At 67.3% G+C, this 19455-nt stretch carries 16 protein-coding genes; all 16 read right to left on the bottom strand.

All coding sequences use genetic code 11. From position 1 onward, the window contains the following. Positions 1-12 precede the first annotated feature (12 nt). Positions 13-3480 carry a DNA polymerase III subunit alpha gene (gene dnaE / locus E3T22_RS09050; protein ID WP_134480862.1) on the bottom strand — a complete coding sequence of 1156 codons (3468 nt, stop codon included), beginning with the start codon at positions 3478-3480 and terminating at the stop codon, positions 13-15. A 154-nt stretch (positions 3481-3634) separates the two neighbouring features. Next, positions 3635-4555: an RluA family pseudouridine synthase gene (locus tag E3T22_RS09045; RefSeq protein ID WP_088456069.1), complete on the bottom strand. Its 921-nt coding sequence runs from the start codon at positions 4553-4555 to the stop codon at positions 3635-3637. A gap of 8 nt (positions 4556-4563) precedes the next feature. Next, a complete protein-coding gene (gene lspA / locus E3T22_RS09040; RefSeq protein WP_088456068.1) occupies positions 4564-5157 on the bottom strand; it encodes a signal peptidase II in 594 nt (197 codons plus the stop codon). Then, positions 5147-5827 carry a DivIVA domain-containing protein gene (locus E3T22_RS09035; RefSeq protein WP_088456067.1) on the bottom strand — a complete coding sequence of 227 codons (681 nt, stop codon included), beginning with the start codon at positions 5825-5827 and terminating at the stop codon, positions 5147-5149. The genes lspA and E3T22_RS09035 overlap by 11 nt, the downstream gene beginning before the upstream one ends. Positions 5828-5963: 136 nt before the next feature. Then, the gene (locus tag E3T22_RS09030; RefSeq protein WP_088456066.1) at positions 5964-6260 is read right to left on the bottom strand and encodes a YggT family protein; all 297 of its coding nucleotides are present in this window, start codon (positions 6258-6260) and stop codon (positions 5964-5966) included. 6 nt (positions 6261-6266) lie between these two features. Further along, the gene (locus E3T22_RS09025) at positions 6267-6761 is read right to left on the bottom strand and encodes a cell division protein SepF (RefSeq protein ID WP_088456065.1); all 495 of its coding nucleotides are present in this window, start codon (positions 6759-6761) and stop codon (positions 6267-6269) included. 19 nt (positions 6762-6780) lie between these two features. Continuing rightward, the gene (locus E3T22_RS09020; protein ID WP_134480804.1) at positions 6781-7503 is read right to left on the bottom strand and encodes a YggS family pyridoxal phosphate-dependent enzyme; all 723 of its coding nucleotides are present in this window, start codon (positions 7501-7503) and stop codon (positions 6781-6783) included. After that, a complete protein-coding gene (ftsZ, locus tag E3T22_RS09015; RefSeq protein WP_088456063.1) occupies positions 7503-8690 on the bottom strand; it encodes a cell division protein FtsZ in 1188 nt (395 codons plus the stop codon). The genes E3T22_RS09020 and ftsZ overlap by 1 nt, the downstream gene beginning before the upstream one ends. 138 nt (positions 8691-8828) lie before the next feature. Next, positions 8829-9950, bottom strand: coding sequence for an FtsQ-type POTRA domain-containing protein (locus E3T22_RS09010; protein ID WP_134480805.1), 1122 nt, complete (start codon positions 9948-9950; stop codon positions 8829-8831). A 22-nt stretch (positions 9951-9972) separates the two neighbouring features. Further along, complete coding sequence (murC, locus tag E3T22_RS09005) at positions 9973-11385, bottom strand: UDP-N-acetylmuramate--L-alanine ligase (protein WP_134480806.1); 1413 nt, start codon at positions 11383-11385, stop codon at positions 9973-9975. 57 nt (positions 11386-11442) lie between these two features. Continuing rightward, positions 11443-12534, bottom strand: a complete 1092-nt coding sequence (locus E3T22_RS09000) for a glycosyltransferase (RefSeq protein ID WP_134480807.1) — start codon at positions 12532-12534, stop codon at positions 11443-11445. Then, positions 12531-13832: a putative lipid II flippase FtsW gene (gene ftsW, locus E3T22_RS08995; protein ID WP_134480808.1), complete on the bottom strand. Its 1302-nt coding sequence runs from the start codon at positions 13830-13832 to the stop codon at positions 12531-12533. The genes E3T22_RS09000 and ftsW overlap by 4 nt, the downstream gene beginning before the upstream one ends. Then, a complete protein-coding gene (gene murD, locus E3T22_RS08990; RefSeq protein WP_134480809.1) occupies positions 13801-15348 on the bottom strand; it encodes a UDP-N-acetylmuramoyl-L-alanine--D-glutamate ligase in 1548 nt (515 codons plus the stop codon). Before murD ends, ftsW begins: the two co-directional genes overlap by 32 nt. Beyond that, entirely contained in the window at positions 15345-16442 is a 1098-nt protein-coding gene (gene mraY, locus E3T22_RS08985) for a phospho-N-acetylmuramoyl-pentapeptide-transferase (protein WP_088456057.1), read from the bottom strand. The genes murD and mraY overlap by 4 nt, the downstream gene beginning before the upstream one ends. Then, positions 16439-17878: a UDP-N-acetylmuramoyl-tripeptide--D-alanyl-D-alanine ligase gene (gene murF, locus E3T22_RS08980; protein ID WP_134480863.1), complete on the bottom strand. Its 1440-nt coding sequence runs from the start codon at positions 17876-17878 to the stop codon at positions 16439-16441. The genes mraY and murF overlap by 4 nt, the downstream gene beginning before the upstream one ends. Then, entirely contained in the window at positions 17878-19452 is a 1575-nt protein-coding gene (locus E3T22_RS08975; protein WP_088457977.1) for a Mur ligase family protein, read from the bottom strand. Before E3T22_RS08975 ends, murF begins: the two co-directional genes overlap by 1 nt. Positions 19453-19455 lie beyond the last annotated feature (3 nt).

Raw genomic sequence — 19455 nt, 5'->3', positions numbered from 1 at the left:
GCGGGCAGAGGGTCAAGTCAGGCAGTACGGGCCCAGGAGGCTCTTGAGTTCGCCGAAGAGGTCGGCGGTCACGGTGACCCGGCTCGGCAGCTCGAAGACGCGGGCGGTGTCACCCTTGATCAACTTCAGGCGCACCTCTGAGGTACCGCCGTGTCTCTTGAGCACCTCGCCGAGCTGGGTGACGGTATCGGTGGTGGCTCGCGCCTCGAACAGAGTGATCGACAGGGTGCCGTGATCGGACGCCTGACCGAGCTCGGGCGCGAAGATGCTGTACGCGTGCAGGTTCATTCCGTCATCGCGCATACTCACCCGGCCGCGCACCACCACGACGGAGTCGCTGACGAGGTCAAGGGAGAACTCTTGGTATGCCTTGCCCATGAACATGACGTCGATCTCGCCGCCGAAGTCCTCGACCGAGATGATGCCGTACTGGTTGCCCGACTTCTTGGCGATGCGGTGCTGCACATTGGTGATGAGGCCGGCCACGGTGACGGTGTCGGCATCCTGGGTGTGCTCGGAACTGATCAGATCGGTGATCGTGGTGCTGGCGTGCTTGGCCAGCGGAATCTCGAGGCCGGCCAGTGGGTGGTCGGAGACGTAGAGGCCGAGCATGTCGCGCTCCAGTGCGAGCTTTTCCTTCTTGCTCCACTCCGGCCGGTCCGGCACCTGATCGGTCTCCTGAGGGTCGTCGAAGAGGCTGTCGAAGTCGAAGCCGACCATGCCGTGCGACTCGTCGCGTTTGATCTTGACGGCAGAGTCGACGGCACCCTCGTGGATCTCGAACATGGCGCGGCGGGTGGCACCGAGGGAGTCGAAGGCGCCGGACTTGATCAGGGACTCGACGGTGCGCTTGTTGGTGACCTGCAGCGGGACCTTGCGGAGGAAATCGTGGAACGACTCGAAGTCGCCCTTCTCGGTGCGGGCGGCCCGGATGGCTTCCACCACGTTGAAACCGACGTTACGCACGGCGCCCAGGCCGAAGCGGATGTCGGTGCCGACGGCGGCGAAGAAGCCGATCGACTCGTTGACATCCGGCGGCAGCACCTGGATGCCCATCCGGCGGCACTCGTTGAGGTACAGCGCGAGCTTGTCGCGGGCATCGCCGACGCTGGTCAGCAGGGCGGCCATGTACTCGGCCGGATAGTGCGCCTTGAGGTATGCGGTCCAGTAGGACAGCACTCCGTAGGCCGCGGAGTGGGCTTTGTTGAAGGCGTAGTCAGAGAACGGTAGAAGGATGTTCCAGACGGTGGTAATGGCTTCCATTGAGTAGCCGTTGGCTATCATTCCGCCGGAGAAGCCCTCGAACTGCTTGTCCAGCTCGGACTTCTTCTTCTTGCCCATCGCGCGTCGCAGCAGGTCGGCCTGACCCAGTGTGAAGCCGGCCAGCTTCTGCGCGATCGACATCACCTGCTCCTGATAGACGATGAGGCCGTAGGTGCCGCCGATGATGTCTTTGAGGGGCTCCTCGAGCTCTTTGTGGATCGGGATGATCTCCTGCTGACCGGTCTTCCGCAGCGCGTAGTTGGTGTGCGAGTTCGCGCCCATGGGGCCGGGCCGGTAGAGCGCGATGACGGCGGAGATGTCTTCGAAGTTGTCGGGCTTCATGCTGCGCAGGAGCGCGCGCATCGGGCCGCCGTCCAGCTGGAACACCCCGAGGGTGTCGCCGCGGGCGAGCAGTTCGTAGGCGAGCACGTCGTCGAGGTCGAGGTCTTCGAGCACCGGGCGGTGGCCACGGTTCGCTTCGATGTTGTCGAGGGTGTCGTCGATGATGGTGAGGTTGCGCAGCCCCAGGAAGTCCATCTTGATCAAGCCCAGGCTCTCGCAGGCCGGGTAGTCGAACTGCGTGACGATCTGGCCGTCGGCCTCGCGGCGCATGATCGGGATGATGTCGATGAGCGGGTCGGAGGACATGATCACGCCGGCGGCGTGCACACCCCACTGGCGCTTGAGATTCTCGATACCGAGCGCGGTGTCGAAGACCGTGCGCGCCTCGGCATCCGTCTCGATGACGGCGCGGAAGTCGCCGGCCTCGCGGTAACGGGGGTGGTCCTTGTCGAACATGCCGGTGAGCGGCATGTCCTTGCCCATGATGGGCTGCGGCATGGCCTTGGTGAGCTTGTCGCCCATGCCGAACGGGAAGCCGAGCACCCGACTGGAGTCCTTCAGCGCCTGCTTGGCCTTGATGGTGCCGTAGGTGACGATCTGCGCGACGCGCTCGGAGCCGTACTTCTCGGTGACGTAGTGGATGACCTCGCCGCGGCGACGGTCGTCGAAGTCGACGTCGAAGTCGGGCATGGAGACTCGGTCGGGGTTGAGGAAGCGCTCGAAGATCAGGCCGTGCACCAGCGGGTCGAGGTCGGTGATGCCCATGGCGTACGCGACCATCGAGCCGGCGCCGGAGCCACGACCTGGACCGACTCTGATGCCGTTCTCCTTGGACCAGTTGATGAAGTCGGCTACGACCAGGAAGTAGCCGGGGAAGCCCATCTGGGTGATGACGCCGACCTCGTAGTCGGCCTGCTTGCGCACGGCCGCGGTGATCCCGTTCGGGTAGCGGCGGATGAGGCCGAGTTCGGTCTCCTTGATGAACCAGCTTTCCTCGTTCTCGCCCTCAGGGGTGGGGAACCGGGGCATGTAGTTGGCCGAGGTGTTGAACTTGACCTCGCACCGCTCGGCGATGAGCAGAGTGTTGTCGCACGCCTCCGGGTTGTCCCGGAACAGGTGCCGCATCTCGGCGGCGGTCTTGAGGTAGAACTCGTTCGAGTCGAATTTGAACCGGTTGGGGTCGTCCAGGGTGGATGCCGACTGCACGCAGAGCAGCGCCGCGTGCGCTGTCGCGTCGTGCGCGTGGGTGTAGTGCAGGTCGTTGGTGGCCACCAGCGGCAGATCGAGTTCCTTGGCCAACTTGAGCAGGTCCGTCATGGTGCGGCGCTCGATGTCGATGCCGTGGTCCATGATCTCGCAGAAGAAGTTGTCCTTCCCGAAGATGTCCCGCAGCTCCCCCGCGGCCTGCCTGGCCTCGTCGTACTGGCCGAGCCGGAGGCGGGTCTGCACCTCGCCACCCACGCATCCGGTCGTACCGATCAGACCCTTGGAATAGGTGCTGAGCAGTTCGCGGTCCATTCGCGGCTTGAAGTAGTAGCCCTCCAGCGACGCGAGGGACGAGAGCCTGAACAGGTTGTGCATTCCCTCGGTGTTCTCCGAGAGCAGGGTCATGTGGGTGTACGCACCGCTACCGCCGACGTCGTCGCGGTTTTGGGCGTTGGTGCCCCAGCGCACCCGGGTCTTGTCGCGACGGTCGGTGCCCGGCGTGATGTAAGCCTCGGTGCCGATGATCGGCTTGATCCCGGCATCCGTGGCGGTCTTCCAGAAATCGAACGCGCCGAACACGTTGCCGTGGTCGGTGACGGCGATGGCCGGCATCTTCTGTTCAGCGGCCGCGGCGATCAACGGTTTGACCCGCGCGGCGCCGTCGAGCATGGAGTACTCGCTGTGCACGTGAAGGTGGACGAACGAATCATTCTGCGGCGACACGACTGCTCCAGCTGCTCTGGGGTTTATCTGATGACGAAGTGGGGGGTGCTGGTCTTCCAGCCTAAGCGCCGGAGGACGCCCCTGTCCTGATCAACGCAGCCTAATCGCCGCGCAGTAAGCGCAGAGCGTTGGCCAGGTCGTCCGGGTACTCGGCGTTGAAGGTGACCCATTCGCCGCTGGTCGGGTGATCGAAGGAGAGCTGCTTGGCGACCAGCCACTGCCGGGTGAGGCCGAGCCTGGCCGAGATCTTCGCGTCGGCCCCGTACATGGCGTCGCCGACACACGGATGCCGCTGGGCGGCCATGTGCACCCGGATCTGGTGGGTTCGACCGGTCTCCAGATGCACCTCGAGCAGGGACGCGGAGGGGAAGGCTTCCAGGGTCTCGTAGTGAGTGACGGAGTCCTTGCCTCCGGCGATCACAGCGAACTTCCAGTCGGAGCGCGGGTGGCGCCCGATCGGCGCGTCGATGGTGCCGCTGGACGGGTCTGGGTGGCCCTGCACGACGGCGTGGTAGATCTTGTCGACCTCCCGGTCGTGGAAGGCCCGTTTGAGGTGCGTGTACGCGTGCTCGGACTTCGCGACGACCATGAGGCCGCTGGTCCCGACGTCGAGACGGTGCACGATGCCGGCCCGTTCGGACGCACCGGAGGTGGCGATGCGGTAGCCGGCGGCGGCGAGGGCGCCGAGCACCGTCGGGCCGGTCCAGCCCACGCTGGGGTGCGCCGCGACGCCGGATGGCTTGTTGACGACGACGATGTCGTCGTCGTCGTGCACGATCGTGAGATCGGGTACCGCGATGGGCACGATGACGAGGTCCTGCTTGGGCGCCCAACTCACGTCGAGCCAGGCCCCGGCACGCAGCTTGTCCGACTTGCCGACCACGACGCCGTCCTGGGTGACCCCGTCGGACTCGGCGATTTCGGCCGCGAAGCTGCGGGAGAAGCCGAACAGCTTGGCGATGCCCGCGTCAACGCGTACACCGTCCAAACCATCGGGCAGGGGAAGGGCTCGGTTTTCCATGATGCCGTTCAGTTGGAGGGGGTGAGGGGCGCGGCGCTGCCGGCGGGCACGGTGCTGACGGCCGGTTCGGCGGCATCCGGGTCGGATGTCGGGGTGCGACGGCCGTCGAGGCCGATGCCACGCAGGGTGAGCAGCATGAAGAGCGCCATGCTCACCACGATGCAGCAGTCCGCGATGTTGTAGATGGCCGGCATCATCCACGGGGTGTAAATGAAATCTACGACGTGCCCGAGGCCGAAAGACGGCTCCCGGAACAGTCGGTCGGTCAGGTTGCCGAGCACACCGCCGAGCAGGAGACCGAAGACGATCGCCCACAGGCTCGAGCGGATGCGTGGGGCGAACCACACGACAAACACGACGACACCGGCCGCAATGAGTGAGAACACCCAGGTGAGGCCGGTGGCGAAGGAGAAGGCCGCGCCGGGGTTCCGGATGAAGTGCAGTTGAAGCACATCACCCAGAACCCGGGCGGTCTGACCCTCGGTCATCGAGCTGACGACGAGGGCCTTGCTGATCTGATCAAACGCATACCCGCCCACGGCCACGAGGGCCAGGACGATAAGTGCGCGGTAGCTGACCTTCGACGGGTTGTTACGCGCCAAAGCCCTGGAAGCTCGCCTTCGGCGAGTTGCCCGAGTCCTTGCCCGCACCCGCGCCGACGGGCGACGTGGAGTCGAGGTCGCGCAGCTGACCCTCGATGTAGCTCTTCAGCTTCTGGCGGTACTCGCGCTCGAAGGTGCGCAGTTCCTCGATCTTGTTCTCGAGGACGGCACGCTCCTTGTCGAGGACGTTGATCTGGGCGCGCTGCTTGGCTTCGGACTCCGCGATCACGCGGGCAGCCGTGGCGTGGCCCTCAGCGATCAGGGCGTCACGCTTCTCGGCGCCTTCCTTGACGTGCTCCTCGTGCAGGCGGCGGGCCAGCTGCAACAGGTTCGTCGTGCCGGCGGTCTCGTCGATCGGCTCGGCAACCGGCGCCGGGGCGACGGGTGCTGCAGCGACGGGCTCGGGCACGACGGCAGCGACGGGCTCTGCGACGGGCTCAGGAGTGTTGACGGGCTCAGCGGTCTTGGCCGCAGCGGCACTGACCGGAGCAGCAGGTGCGACCTCGCCGCCGGAGAGACGGGCCTTGAGGTCCTCGTTCTCCTGGGTCAGGCGTCGCAGCTCGACAACGACCTCGTCGAGGAAGTCGTCAACCTCGTCCTGGTCATATCCCTCGCGGAACTTGGTCGACTGAAACCTCTTGTTGACTACATCTTCCGGAGTTAGCGCCATGGCTTTCCACCTCAAAACTTAATTGCGAACAGTTGTGCGAACACGTGCTTACGACCAACTGGCACTCGGTGTTGTACCGGGCCGGTTGGCCGTCATCGATCAAGAATACATGCCGAGGCCCTGGTGAGGCTGCGTGTCAGAACCGAATCGCCGTAATCCACATGCCGATGATGCAGCACAGCATGGTCAGGCTCCAGCCAAAGTCGAACGCGATCGGGCCGACGCGGAGCGGCGGGAAGATCCGACGGAAGAAATTGATCGGCGGGTCGGTGAGTGTGTAGACCAGCTCAATGAGAACCAGGACGAACCCGTGCGGCCGCCACGACCTGTTGATTCCCCGGACGAGGTCGACGATGAATCGGCCCCACATGACGAAGAAGTACAGCAGCAGGAAGTAGTAGGCGATCCCCAGGACCAGATTGACTACGGACACGTCGGGTTATGACTGGGCGAAGAAGGAGGAATCGGCGTCCCCCTCCTCGACGGCGTTGTCGCCGGAGATGACGACGTGCGACGGCGACAGCAGGAAGACCTTGGCCGTTACGCGCTCGATCTTGCCGTAGAGGCCCTGAGACAGGCCGCTGGCGAAGTCGATGAGACGGCGCGCATCGGCATCGCTCATCTGGGAGAGGTTGATGATGACCGGAATTCCATCACGGAAGGACTCGGCGATCACCTGCGCGTCGCGGTACTGGCGCGGGTGGACGGTAAGGATCTCGTTCATTTCGGACACGACAACATTCTTGGGGGTGGAGGTCTTGTGCAACGGCGTGACCGGTGCGCGGCCGGCGTTCGCCGGAGCAGCGTGGGACGACGCGACATGGGCTGACTGGGTGGGGAGAGTGGAGACGGGAGCCGCTGCCGGCGCCTCATATTCCAGCTCTTCGTCTGCCAGACCCAGGTAGACCATGGTTTTCTTGAGCGGGTTGGACATCTCGACCTCCGTGTTGGTATTACGACGTTTTCAGATTAACCGCTGCCGGGCGATTCCCGGTGATTGCGGTGCCAATTCGCAGGTGTGTCGCGCCTTCGGCGATGGCGGCCGCGTAGTCCTGGGACATTCCCATCGACAGGTACCTGGCGTCGGGAGCGATGCCGCGCATCTGGGCGCCCAGCTCGCTGACCAGGGCGAAGGAGCGCTTCGGTTCCGCGCCGAGCGGCGCGACGGCCATGAGCCCGAGCAGCCTGAGGCCCGGGGCCGACAGAACCCGCTCCACCAACGGTGCGAGGTCCGGAATCGACACCCCGCCCCTGGCCGGGTCCTCGGTGAGGTTGACCTGCACGAAGCAGTCCACCTCGGCACCGGCCTCGAGGGCGCCCGTGTGCTCCGCCACCGGGGTGGCAAGGCCGGTCACGAGCGACTCCCGGTCCACCGAGTGGATCACCGACGAGTAGGCCCGCACCTGGCGGGCCTTCTTGCCCTGCACCTGACCGACAAAGTGCCAGCGGATGCCGGCTCCGGCCAGTTCGGCCGCCTTGGCCTGGGCCTCCTGGTGCCTGCTCTCGCCGAGGTCCCGCACCCCGAGCTCGAGGAGCTCCCGGATCAGGGACACCGGTTGGAACTTGGTCACCACCACCGTGGTGATGTCGTCCACCGAGCGACCGGCGAGCCGTGCGGCGTCGGCTATGCCGCCGCGCACGTTCGCCAGCCTTTGGGCGAGGTCCGGTTCGCTCATTACTTCAGGAAATCGGGGATGTCCAGGTCGTCTGAATCGTCCTCGAAGGCCGGGTCGGCGACCGGAGTGCTCGCAGCGGGGTCGCTGGACCAGACCGAGCCGCTGGGCTCGGCGACCGGGGCGTTGTCTGTTGCGGCAGAGGCACCGGCGATGGCACCGGCAGCGCCACCGGAGACTCCCGCTGCCACACCGGCAGCGACCAGGTCGGAACGACGGACCTCGGCAACCTTGGCACCGGGCTCACCGCCGTCGAAACCCGCGGCGATGACGGTGACGCGCACCTCGTCACCGAGGGTGTCGTCGATGACGGCACCGAAGATGATGTTGGCTTCGGGGTGCACGGCCTCCTGCACCAGGCGGGCGGCGTCGTTGATCTCGAAGATGCCGAGGTTCGAGCCACCCTGGATAGAGAGCAGCACGCCGTGGGCGCCATCGATCGACGCCTCGAGCAGAGGAGAGGCAACGGCGAGTTCCGCCGCCTTGATGGCCCGGTCCGCTCCGCGCGAGGAACCGATGCCCATGAGGGCGGAGCCGGCTCCCTGCATGACCGACTTGACGTCGGCGAAGTCGAGGTTGATCAGGCCGGGTGTGGTGATCAGGTCGGTGATTCCCTGCACGCCGGCGAGGAGCACCTGGTCAGCGGTGGCGAAGGCCTCGAGCATGCTGATGCCGCGGTCGCTGATTTCCAGCAGGCGGTCGTTCGGCACGACGATGAGGGTGTCGACCTCGTTCTTGAGCGAGGCGACACCGGTCTCGGCCTGAGCCTGACGACGCTTGCCCTCGAAGCCGAACGGCTTGGTGACGACACCGATGGTCAGAGCGCCGATGGACTTGGCGATCCGGGCGACGACGGGGGCGCCACCGGTACCGGTACCGCCGCCTTCGCCGGCGGTGACGAAGACCATGTCGGCTCCGGCCAGCGCTTCTTCGATTTCCTCGGCGTGGTCCTCGGCGGCGCGACGGCCGACCTCGGGGTCCGCTCCGGCGCCGAGACCCCTGGTGAGGTCGCGGCCGACGTCGAGCTTTACGTCTGCATCGCTCATCAGGAGTGCCTGGGCATCCGTATTGATGGCGATGAATTCGACCCCTCGGAGGCCGAGCTCGATCATGCGGTTGACGGCGTTCACGCCGCCGCCGCCAATTCCAACAACCTTGATGACTGCTAGGTAGTTCTGATTAGTTGACACGTCCGGCCTCCGGTGGAACCCTAAACCTCTACTCGAGGCTTAAAGTTATTCTGAGTATGCAATTCTAAATTCGAAGTTAGGTGCCACCGCTGATGGCTTGGGGAGGCGCGCCCGCGTGTCGCGAATACCCGGTCGGTTTCAGCGAACGACGGCGCTGTCCGGCGATGACACGTCGTATTCGGTCACGCTGCCGACGGGGTGGCTCACAAGGAGGGCCGCCAGAACGAGCGCCTTGTACTCGCTGCGCTCAGCGTTGCCCCAAAGGACCCGCGCTCCCCCACCCAGGGTGAGCGTCACGTCGTCCTTGGTGGCGGCTGTCACGCTGTCCAACTGGCCGCGGATGCCCTCTGGCAGTGCTCCGACCACGGCGACCGCGGCCTGGAAACCGGCACCGCTGGCACCGCCAGCGGCGTCGATGAGGGGGTAGCCCTCCGGCCGGTCCGGTCCACTCTGGATGATCACACCGGCCGCGTCGACGAGGTCGAAGCCGGCGGCGGACGTGATAGCGCCGACGGGCTCCCGTTCGACGATGCGCACCACGAGGGTATCCGGCGGCCGGCTCTCCGTGACGTAGCTGCGGATGAGGCTGAATTCGCTCAGTTGCCCCTTCACCTCGGCGAGGTCGAGGAGCGGCAGCGGGGTACCCAGCTGCCCCTCGAGCGCCTGCGCCACGTCGGCGGCCGGGATGCGGTTGGTTCCGGTGATCTCGATGGTGCGCAACGCCATCAGCGGGGAGAACACGCCGACCAGGACGAAGGCCACCAGGGCGACCACGGTGCCGCCGGCGGCGAGCCAGAGATTGCGGCGGTGGCGGGAGCGGGAGGTGAAGCGACGCACCTCGTTGCGCTCGTACTGCTTCCGGGCTCGCCGCGCCGCTCGCAGCCGGGCCCGGGCCGCTCGCGCGGTCAGCGGGGGCTCCTGTCCCAACGATTGTGGAGTCGACGTCTCCGGAGCGTCCGGTGCGGCGGCGGCCTTGACGCCTCGTTGAGGCAGACTGAAGCCGCCGGGGCGCCGCCGTGTCGGTGGGGTATCCGTCGCTGGGGTGTCGGACGCAGCGCTGGCCGGCAGGACGATGGGCTCGGTCAGCGCCTCAGGCTCGGCACGGGTGGGCGCGGCGCCGGGGCCGGCGGCCGGCCGTTTAGGCCCGCGGGCAGGCTGCTGGCGCGGCTCAGGGGCACGCGGCGGTGTCGCCGCAGCTGGTTTCGCTGCAGCGGGCTTCGGTGCCGCTGGTCGCGCCGCAGGGCCTGCGGGACGCTTCATGCGCGAGCGCCTGGACGGTGACTCATCCGCGCGTACCCGCCGCCGACTCGTCGGCGAGAGATTCGAGCAGCTGCGGAACGATGCGGTACACGTCACCACAGCCGAGTGTCACGACGAAGTCGCCGTCTCTGGCGATGGTGCCGAGGTAGTCGGCAGCATCCTGCCACTCGGGGATATAGGCGACGTGGGCCGGGTCCTGGAAGCGTTCGGAGACCAGCGCACCGGTCACGCCGGGTTCGGGGTCTTCCCGTGCGCCGTAGACCGCCAGCACGATGGTCTCGTCGGCGTATTTCTCCAGGGTGTCGGCGAATTCCTGGGCGAACAGCCGGGTGCGGCTGTACAGGTGCGGCTGGTGCACGGCGATGATCCGGCCGGCTCCGACCACGGTGCGTGCGGCGGACAGCGCCGCGGCGACCTCGGTGGGGTGGTGGGCATAGTCGTCGTAGACGCTCACACCGCGCACGGTGCCGTGCAGCTCGAACCGGCGCTCGGTGCCGCCGAACGCCGAGATCGCCGCCAGGGAGGCGGCCGGCTCGAAGCCGAGCCCCACGAGTACGGCGAAGGCGCCCGCCGCGTTGATGGCGTTGTGCCGGCCGGGGATGCGCAGGGTGGCGGAGTAGTCGACGCCGTCCCAGGTCACGGTGAAACTCACCGGTCCGCTGGTGCCGATGGAGTGCACCCGCGCCGTGGCGCCCTCGGCCTCGCCGAAGGTGATGATGCGCTTGTCGGTGAGCCGGGCGGTGACGTGCACGGCGCCGGGGTCGTCCGAGGAGACCACGACGAATTCGTCGGCGTTCTGGGCGAATTCGACGAAGGCCGCTTCGAAGGCCTCGAGCGAGCCGTAGTGGTCGAGGTGGTCGGGGTCGACGTTGGTGATCAGCGCGACGCCGGTGTTGTAGAGCAGGAACGAGCCGTCGGACTCGTCGGCCTCCACGACAAAGAGGTCGTCGGCGCCGCTGCCGGCGCTGACGCCGAGGGATTCGATCACCCCGCCGTTGACGAAACTGGGGTCCTGGCCGATGCCGAGCAGGCCGGTGACGATCATGCCCGTCGAGGTGGTCTTGCCGTGCGCGCCGGCGACCGAGACAAGCCGGTGCGAGCGGATCAGCCAGGCCAGCGCCTGGGACCTGTGCAGCACCGGGAGACCGCGTTCGGTGGCGAGGACGTACTCGGGGTTGTCCTGCCAGAGTGCGCCGGTGACGACGAGGCTGTCCGCGTCGCCGACGTTGGCGGCGTCGTGACCGATGGTGATGGTTGCGCCCAGCTCGCGGAGCGCGTGCACATTATCGGAGTCGCGTGAGTCTGAGCCGGTCACGGTGTGGCCCGCGGCCAGGAACAGTCGGGCGATGCCGCTCATTCCCGAGCCGCCGATGCCCACGAAGTGCACAATGCCGAGGTCTTCGGGAACTATCAGGGTCAGGTCAGGCTTGATCACGTGAAGGTCTTTCTGGCTGGCGGTGCGCGGGGTGGTGCAGGTTCTGCGGGTTCAACGTTACGCGGAGTGCGGTGCGGTCGCACCCGCCGCCTCGTCGATGAGGTCGATCGTGCGCGCGGTGCCGTCGAGCACGCCCGCGGAGTGGGCGGCGACGCTCATGCCGTGGATGCGCTCGGGCTCGGCGAGGACCGGCAGCAATTCAGACCGGACCCAGCCCGGCAGGAAGGCGGCGTCATCGACGAGGATTCCGCCGCCGGCGGCCACGACGTCGGCGGCGTTGAACCGCTGTTCGCCGTTGCCGACCGGGTACGGCACGAACACGGCGGGGATCCCGAGGGCGCTCAATTCGCAGACCGTGGCAGCTCCGGCGCGGGAGACGGCGAAGTCGGCGACGGAGAGCGCCAGATCCATCCGGTCGCAGTACGCGATCATCCGGTAACCCGGCAGGTTCGGATCGTCGACCTCGGCGGAGTTACCGGTGATGTGGAGTACCTGCCAGCCGGCGTCGGTGAGGACAGCCGCGGAATCCACGACGGTGCGGTTGATGCGGCGGGCGCCGAGCGAGCCGCCGGTGACCAGCAGGATCGGCCGGTCGGCGTCGAGGCCGAAGAAGGCCAACCCGGCCGCGCGGGAGCCGGCCCGATCGAGAGTCTCGATTTCCCGGCGCAGCGGCATGCCGACGACCCTGGCGTGGCGCAGCCGGGTACCGGCGAAGGCGACCCCGACCGAACGGGTCAGTAGGGCGCCGACCCGGTTGGCCAGCCCGGGCTTGGCGTTGGCTTCGTGGATGGCGATCGGTACGCCGGCCCGGCGCGCGGCCAGGTAGGCCGGCGTGGCGACATAACCGCCGAAGCCGACGACGACATCGACGCGGCGGTCGCGCAGGATGGTGACCACGTCGTTGATGGCGCGATTGAATCTCGGCGGGAAGCCGAGCGCCGCGCGGTTGGGCCGCCGGGGGAAGGGCAGCCGCGGGACTATCAGCAGTTCGTAGCCGCGTTCGGGTACCAACCGGGCCTCGAGGCCCTCGGCAGTGCCGAGGACGAGGACCGTCGCGTCGGGCTCGCGCAGGCGGAGCGCGTCGGCGACCGCGAGCAGCGGGTTGACGTGGCCGGCGGTACCGCCCCCGGCCAGCAGGTATGTGGTCATCGGGTGGTTCCTCGTTTCGGTGCGGCACCGACGGGCGCCGGGCGTGCGGGCGCGGCCGCAGGGTCGCGGGTCTTGGCGTCCTCGCTCAGGTTGTGGTCGCTTCTGGCGAAGGACAGCACCACCCCGATCGCCGCGAGGGTGGTCAGCAGCGCCGTGCCACCGGCGGAGATCAGCGGCAGGGGCACACCGAGGACCGGGAGGACTCCCAGCACGACACCGATGTTCACGAGGGCCTGCCCGATGATCCAGACCATGACGGCCGCGGTGGTGACCTTGATCTGCATGTTGGCCGTACCACGCATGATGCGGATGAATGCGAACGCCAGCAGGACGAACATCAGCAGGACGACGATGCAACCGATCAAGCCGAGTTCTTCGCCGATGATGGCGAAGATGTAGTCGTTGTCGGCGGCGGGCAGCCAAGACCACTTGGCCTTGGAGTTGCCCAACCCCACGCCGAACACTCCCCCGTTGGCCAGGGCCCAGGTGCCGTGCAGGGGCTGCCAGCACGCGGCGGAGATGGTGCCCTTCAGCTCATCGCAGCCCTCCGCGGCGAAGCTGAGAATGCGGGTCATCCGGTTCTCGCTGCTGATGGCGAGCAGGATGCCGGCGACAGCACCGACGATCAGGGGCAGGGCGAGCATCCGCAGTCGCAGCCCGGCGAAGAACAGCGCGCCGAACAGGATGCCGGCCATGATGATCACGGTACCGAGGTCACCGCCGATCATCACGAGCATGACCGCGCCGCCGCCGACGCCGAACACGGGGATGTACACGTGTCGCCAGTCGTCGAGCTTGTCTTTCTTCTGCGCGAGGATCACGCCGAGCCAGATCACCAGGGCCACCTTGATGGCTTCGGAGGGCTGGAACTGCACACCCGCGATGGAGAGCCAGTTGGTGTTTCCCGCCACGGTGACGCCGAGCGGGGTGAAGATCACCAGGCACTGGAAGAAACAGGAGATAGCGAGGGCCGGCCAGGCGACGCGTTTCCAGAACGTCACGGGTAGCCGGCTGATCACGAGCATCAGCGGGATTCCGAGCACCGCGAAGATTCCCTGCCGAAACAGCCCACCGAAGAATCCGGCGTCTTCCAGGTAGGAGTCCACCGACGAGGAGGACAGCACCATGACCAGGCCGAAGACGACCAGGAAGAGCGTGGTGCCCAGCAGGAGCAGGTAGTTGGTGGATTCGGCCCGGAACACCCGGCCGAGGTTGATCCGCGTCAGGCTACTGCCGCGGTCCTGGGAACTGTGGTTCTCGGCGGCCTCAGGCACCCGGGTACGAGGACGAGTCTTCATGCGACCCACCTCCCAAATAATCGTGTACGGCCTGGGCGAACTTCGACCCGCGTTCCGCGTAGCTGGCGAATTGGTCCATGGATGCGGCCGCCGGGGCCAGCAGGACCACGTCCCCGGCCGTGGCGAGGGATGCGGCCAGAACGACCGCGGACGGCATGACCTCCCCAGTGTCATCCGAGTCGATCTCGAAGACGCGCAGGGCGGGGGCGTGTCGTCTAAATGCCGCCAGCACTTCCTCGCGCTCGACGCCGATCACGACGGCGCCGCGCAGCCGGCCGGCGTGCTTGGCCACCAGGTCACCGATGTCGACGCCCTTCAGCAGGCCGCCGACCAGCCAGACGACGGAGTCGAACGCCGCCAGCGAGGCATCCGCCGCGTGGGGATTGGTCGCCTTGGAGTCGTCGACCCAGCTGATGCCGTCGCGGATCGCCACGACCTCGATGCGGTGCGCGTCGAGACTGAAGGTGGCCAGGGCCGCCCGGATGGCCTCCGGCGACACGTCGAAGGACCTGGCGAGGGCGGCGGCGGCCAGGATGTTGGCCACCACGTGCGGCGCGGCCAGCCCGGCGGCGGCGAGGTCGGTGATGGTGGTGAGCTCGATGGCGCTGTCGAAGCGGTCCTCGAGGAACGCCCGGTCGCAGAGGATCCCGTCGACGATTCCCAGGTCGCTGGGTCCCGGCACGCCCAGGCCGAAGCCGATGGCCCTGGCGCCGTCGCTGACGTCGGCGTCTTCGACCATCCGCATCGTGGCGAGGTCGGCCTTGTTGTACACGCAGGCGACGGTGGTGTTCGAGTAGACCTTGGCCTTCGCATCGCGGTACGCGCTCGCGGAGCCGTGCCAATCGATGTGGTCGTCGGCGATGTTGAGGCAGACGCTGGAGACCGGGACCAGGGCGCCGGGGCCGGTCAACGGCAGGTGGTGCAGCTGGTAGCTGGACAGCTCGACGACGAGCACGTCCCAGCCCTGGGGGTCGCGGATGGCGTCGAGCACGGGCACGCCGATGTTGCCGCAGGGGGCGACCCTGTGGCCGCCGGCAGCCAGCATCGTCGCGGTCATCTGCACTGTCGTGGTTTTGCCGTTGGTACCGGTGACGAGGATCCAGGGCGCGGCGGGACCGACCTTGTCCCGCAGCCGCCAGGCCAGTTCGATGTCGCCCCAGACCGGGATGCCCTGTTCGGCGGCCCACAGCAGCAGCGGGTGGTCAGGGTGGAATCCCGGCGACACGATGACCAGCTCGGGATTGTGCTGAACCAGGGCCGGGGGCGCGGCGTCAAGGTCGGCGGTGACCAGGGGGACGCCGAGGACCTCGAGCAGGCGCGCACGCTCGTCGGGGGCGCGGCCGGCGACGACGAGAACCTGCGCGCCGAGTTCGGCCAGGGTGTCCGCCGCGGCGAATCCGGTCATCCCGAGGCCGAGGACGGCTACCCGCAGGCCGGACCAGTCGGAGTGCCAGCTGGTCAGGGCGTTGAGGCGATCGGGTTCGGTGGCCGGGTCGTCGAAGGAGTGGGCACTCATACGCGGGCCAGCCACTCGAGGTAGAACGTTCCGACGCCGGCGGCCACGAGCAGCCCGCCGATGATCCAGAAACGCACCACGACGGTGACCTCTGCCCAGCCCTTGAGTTCGAAGTGGTGATGGATCGGGCTCATCAGGAAGATCCGTTTGCCGCGGGTGACCTTGAAGTACGCGCGCTGCACGATGACCGAGCCGGCCTCGATCACGAAGAGACCGCCGATGAGCACCAGCAGCAGTTCGGTGCGGCTGAGGATCGCCAGCGCGGCCAGCGCACCGCCCAGGCCGAGCGAACCGGTGTCACCGAGGAAGATCTTCGCCGGCGAGGTGTTCCACCAGAGGAAGCCGATGAGCCCTCCGACGATGGCGGCGGCCACGATGGCCAGGTCGAAGGAGTCCGGGCCGGCGTAACACTTGTACATGTCGGCGATGTCGGATCCGCCGGTGTTGCAGGACTGGTTGGACTGCCAGAAGCCGATGATGATGTACGAACCGATCGCGAAGACCAGGGAGCCGGTGGCGAGGCCGTCGAGACCGTCCGTGACGTTGACGCCGTTGGAGGTGGCGGCGACGATCAGGCAGATCCAGATGATGAACGCGGCGATGCCGATGAAGGTGCCCAGCTTCATGAAGTCCAGCGGCAGGTCCCGGATGAACGAGATGTGCGTGGAGGCCGGGGTCTGACCGTATTTGTCGGGGAACTGCAACGCCATCCAGCCGAATGCGCCGGCGACCACGACCTGGCCGGCGATCTTCTGCCAGCCGCCCAGGCCCAGGCTGCGTTGGTTGCGGGTTTTGAGGTAGTCGTCGAGGAAACCGACCAGGCCCAAGCCCACCATCATGAACAGCACGAGGAGGGGTGACGCCGTCAGCGGCCGTTGTTGCAACCACATCGCGAGGAAGTAGCTGACCAGGACGCCGACGATGATGATGATGCCGCCCATGGTGGCCGTGCCGCGCTTGGCGTGGTGGCTCTTGGGTCCGTCATCGCGGATGAACTGGCCCCAGCCGAGTTTGTGGAACAGCCTGATGAACAGCGGGGTGAGCAGCAGGGTGAAGACGAGGGACATCGCTCCGGCCAGGAGAAGGGCTATCACGAGTACAACTTTCCCAGTCGGTCTCCGAGGAAGCGGAGTCCGGCTGAATTTGATGATTTGACGAGCACGGTGTCGCCGGGTTTCACGGTGTCGCGCAGCAGGTCGAAGGCCTCGTCGGCGGTCTCGACGTAGGCCGATTCCCCGTCCCAGGAACCCTCGTTGATGGTGCTGATGTGCATGCGGCGGGCGGCACGGCCGACCACGATCAGTCGGGAGATGTTGAGGCGTACCGCCAGGAGTCCGATCCTGTCGTGTTCCTCGCCGGAGAGCTCCCCCAGCTCGCTCATCTCGCCGAGCACCGCGATGCTGCGGCCGTCGGATTTCCGGATCTGGGCGAGGGTCTTGAGGGCCGCGGTCATCGAGTCGGGGCTGGCGTTGTAGGCGTCGTTGATGACGGTGATGTCGTCCTGTCCACCCATGACCTCCATGCGCCAGCGTTCGGCGACGGTGACGGATTCGAGCGCGGTCACGATGTCGTCGATGGGAACCCCGAGTGCGTCGGCGGCCGCGGCGGCGGCCAGGGCGTTCATCACATGGTGTTCGCCGAGGACCCTGAAGGACACCGGTCGGCTCTCGCCGCCGGGCAGGTGCAGGGTGAAGCTCGTTCCGGTTCGGCTGCCGTGGACGGCGGAGGCACGTACGGTGGCGCCGTCGCTCTCACCGAACCACACCACGCGGGCGGCGGTGACGGCGGCCATGCCGGCCACCCTGTCGTCGTCCCTGTTCAGGATGGCGATGTCGTCGGGGCCGAGGTCGGTGACCATCTCGGATTTGGTGCGCACCGTGGCTTCGATGCCGCCGAAACCGCCGGCGTGGGCCAGGCCGACCTTGAGCACGATGCCGATGTCCGGCCGGGCCATCCGGACCAGGCGCCGGATTTCACCCTCGGCACTGGCTCCCATCTCTGCGACGAGGAACTGGGTGTCGCCGGTGACTTCGAGCATGGTCAGCGGGGCGCCGACCTCGTTGTTGAAGGAGGCGCGCGCGGCGACGGTGGGGCCGACGCTTTCCAGGATGGCGCGCAGGAGGTTCTTGGTGGTGGTCTTGCCGTTGGATCCGGTGATGCCGATGATCTTCAGTCGGCCGGCGGCGCGGACTCTGGCGATCACCGTGGTGGCAAGGTCACCCAGGGCGACGACCGCGTCGGGAACCAGCACCTGGGCGACGGGCAGGTCGAGCACCCGCTCGACGATGATCACGGCGGCGCCGCTTGCGACGGCGGCCGGCGCGAAGAGATGGCCGTCGGTCTCCTCCCCCGGCTTGGCGACGAAGATGTCGCCGGCGGAGACCTCGCGGGAGTCGGTGTGCACGGCCCCGCTGACGACTGATTCGCTGGTCAGGGCGTCAGCGGCAGACGGGTCGACGAGGTGCCCGGGGTAAAGGTGCAGAGTGCCGTTCATGGCTGCGGCAATTTCCGCCAGGGTCAGGGCGATCATTACAGCCACCCGGCTTCCTGCAGTGCGAGTCGGGCGTCATCCCTGGCTGAATACGGGAGCTTCACTCCGGCTACCTCCTGGTAGTTCTCGTGGCCGGGCCCTGCGTAGAGCACGACATCGCCCTCCGCGGCCAACGATAGCGCGCGGCGGAAGGCTGTGGCGGGGTCGGGGACCTCGTAGAGTTCCCCCTCTGGCACGGCTTCCCGTGCCGCGGCGAGCAGGGTCGCCCTGATGGTGGCCGGGTCTTCGAATCGCGGATGGAAGTCGGTGATGACGACGGCATCCGCACCGCGGGCGGCAATCGCGCCCATAGCGGCGCGCTTGGTCTTGTCCCGGTCGCCGTCGGCGCCGAAGACCATGATGATGCGCCCGGCGGTGGAGTCGCGGATCGCCCCGAGGGTGTTGAGGAAGGCATCCGGGCTGTGGCCGTAGTCGATGTAGACCAGCGGGCCCCGGTCGCCGGAGATCAGTTCGGCACGCCCAGGGATGTAGGCGTTGATGCCGCCGTCGCGGGTGAGGGCATGCTCGATGGCGGCAAGGTCGAAGCCGCTCTCCACCAGCATCACGATGGCCAGGGCCGCGTTGGCGGCCATGTACCAGCCGAGCAGCGGCACTCGGGTCTGCAGCCGACGGCCATCGGGGCCGTCGAGGGTGAATTCGGTGAAGCGGGCACCGGTCCGCACGACGTTCATGCGCCAGTCAGCATCGGCCGGGCTGCGGTCGGCGTCGGCCGACCCGACCACGGGGTTGTTGCCGAGGGTAGTGACCGGGATCCGGCTCTCCGACGCGATGCGGCGGCCCCACTCGGAGTCCACCGTGACCACTCCGCGGCGGGAGCGGTCGGGCTGGAAGAGCTCCAACTTCGACTCGAAGTATTCCTCCATGGACGCATAGTCGTCGAGGTGATCGTGGGAGAGGTTTGTGAACCCGGCGACATCGAAGACCAGGCCGTCGACCCGGTGGCGGCTGATCGCCTGGGCGGAGACCTCGATGCCGACGGCCCGGACCTCGGCTTCGCGCATCCGGGCCAGCAGTGCGTGCAGTTCGCTGGCCTCCGGAGTGGTCAGGGAGCTGGTCACGGCGATGTCGCCGATCCGGCGTTCCGCTGTGGAGGTGAGCCCGGCGACGACACCGAGCTGACTGAGGATGGCGAACAGCAGATAGACGACGCTGGTCTTGCCGTTGGTGCCGGTGACGGCGAACAGGTCCGCAGGGTTATCGACTGTGCGGTGGATCCAGGCCGCCACGGTGCCCAGCGCGGCGCGGACATCCGCCGTCACGAGGATCGGGAGGCCGCAATCGGCGGCCAGCAGTGCACCGGCCTCGTCGGTCAGTACGGCAACGGCCCCGGCTTCGCGGGCCGCCCCTATGTGGGATGCCCCGTGGATCATCCGTCCGGGCACGCCGACGAACAGGTCGCCGGGCTGCACCGTGCGCGAGCTGAGGCTCACGCCGGTCAGTTCTACGCCCGCGGTGTCGCCGCGGACGTCAAGCTCAAATTCATCGACCAGTCCGGACAACGATCGCGGGACCGGATGCTGAGGACGGAGAGCCGAGGGTGCCAAATCGGTCACGAG

The organism is Cryobacterium sp. TMB3-10, from assembly GCF_004402305.1.
Taxonomy (GTDB): domain Bacteria; phylum Actinomycetota; class Actinomycetes; order Actinomycetales; family Microbacteriaceae; genus Cryobacterium; species Cryobacterium zongtaii.
This window is presented reverse-complemented; position numbering and strand designations above follow the sequence as displayed.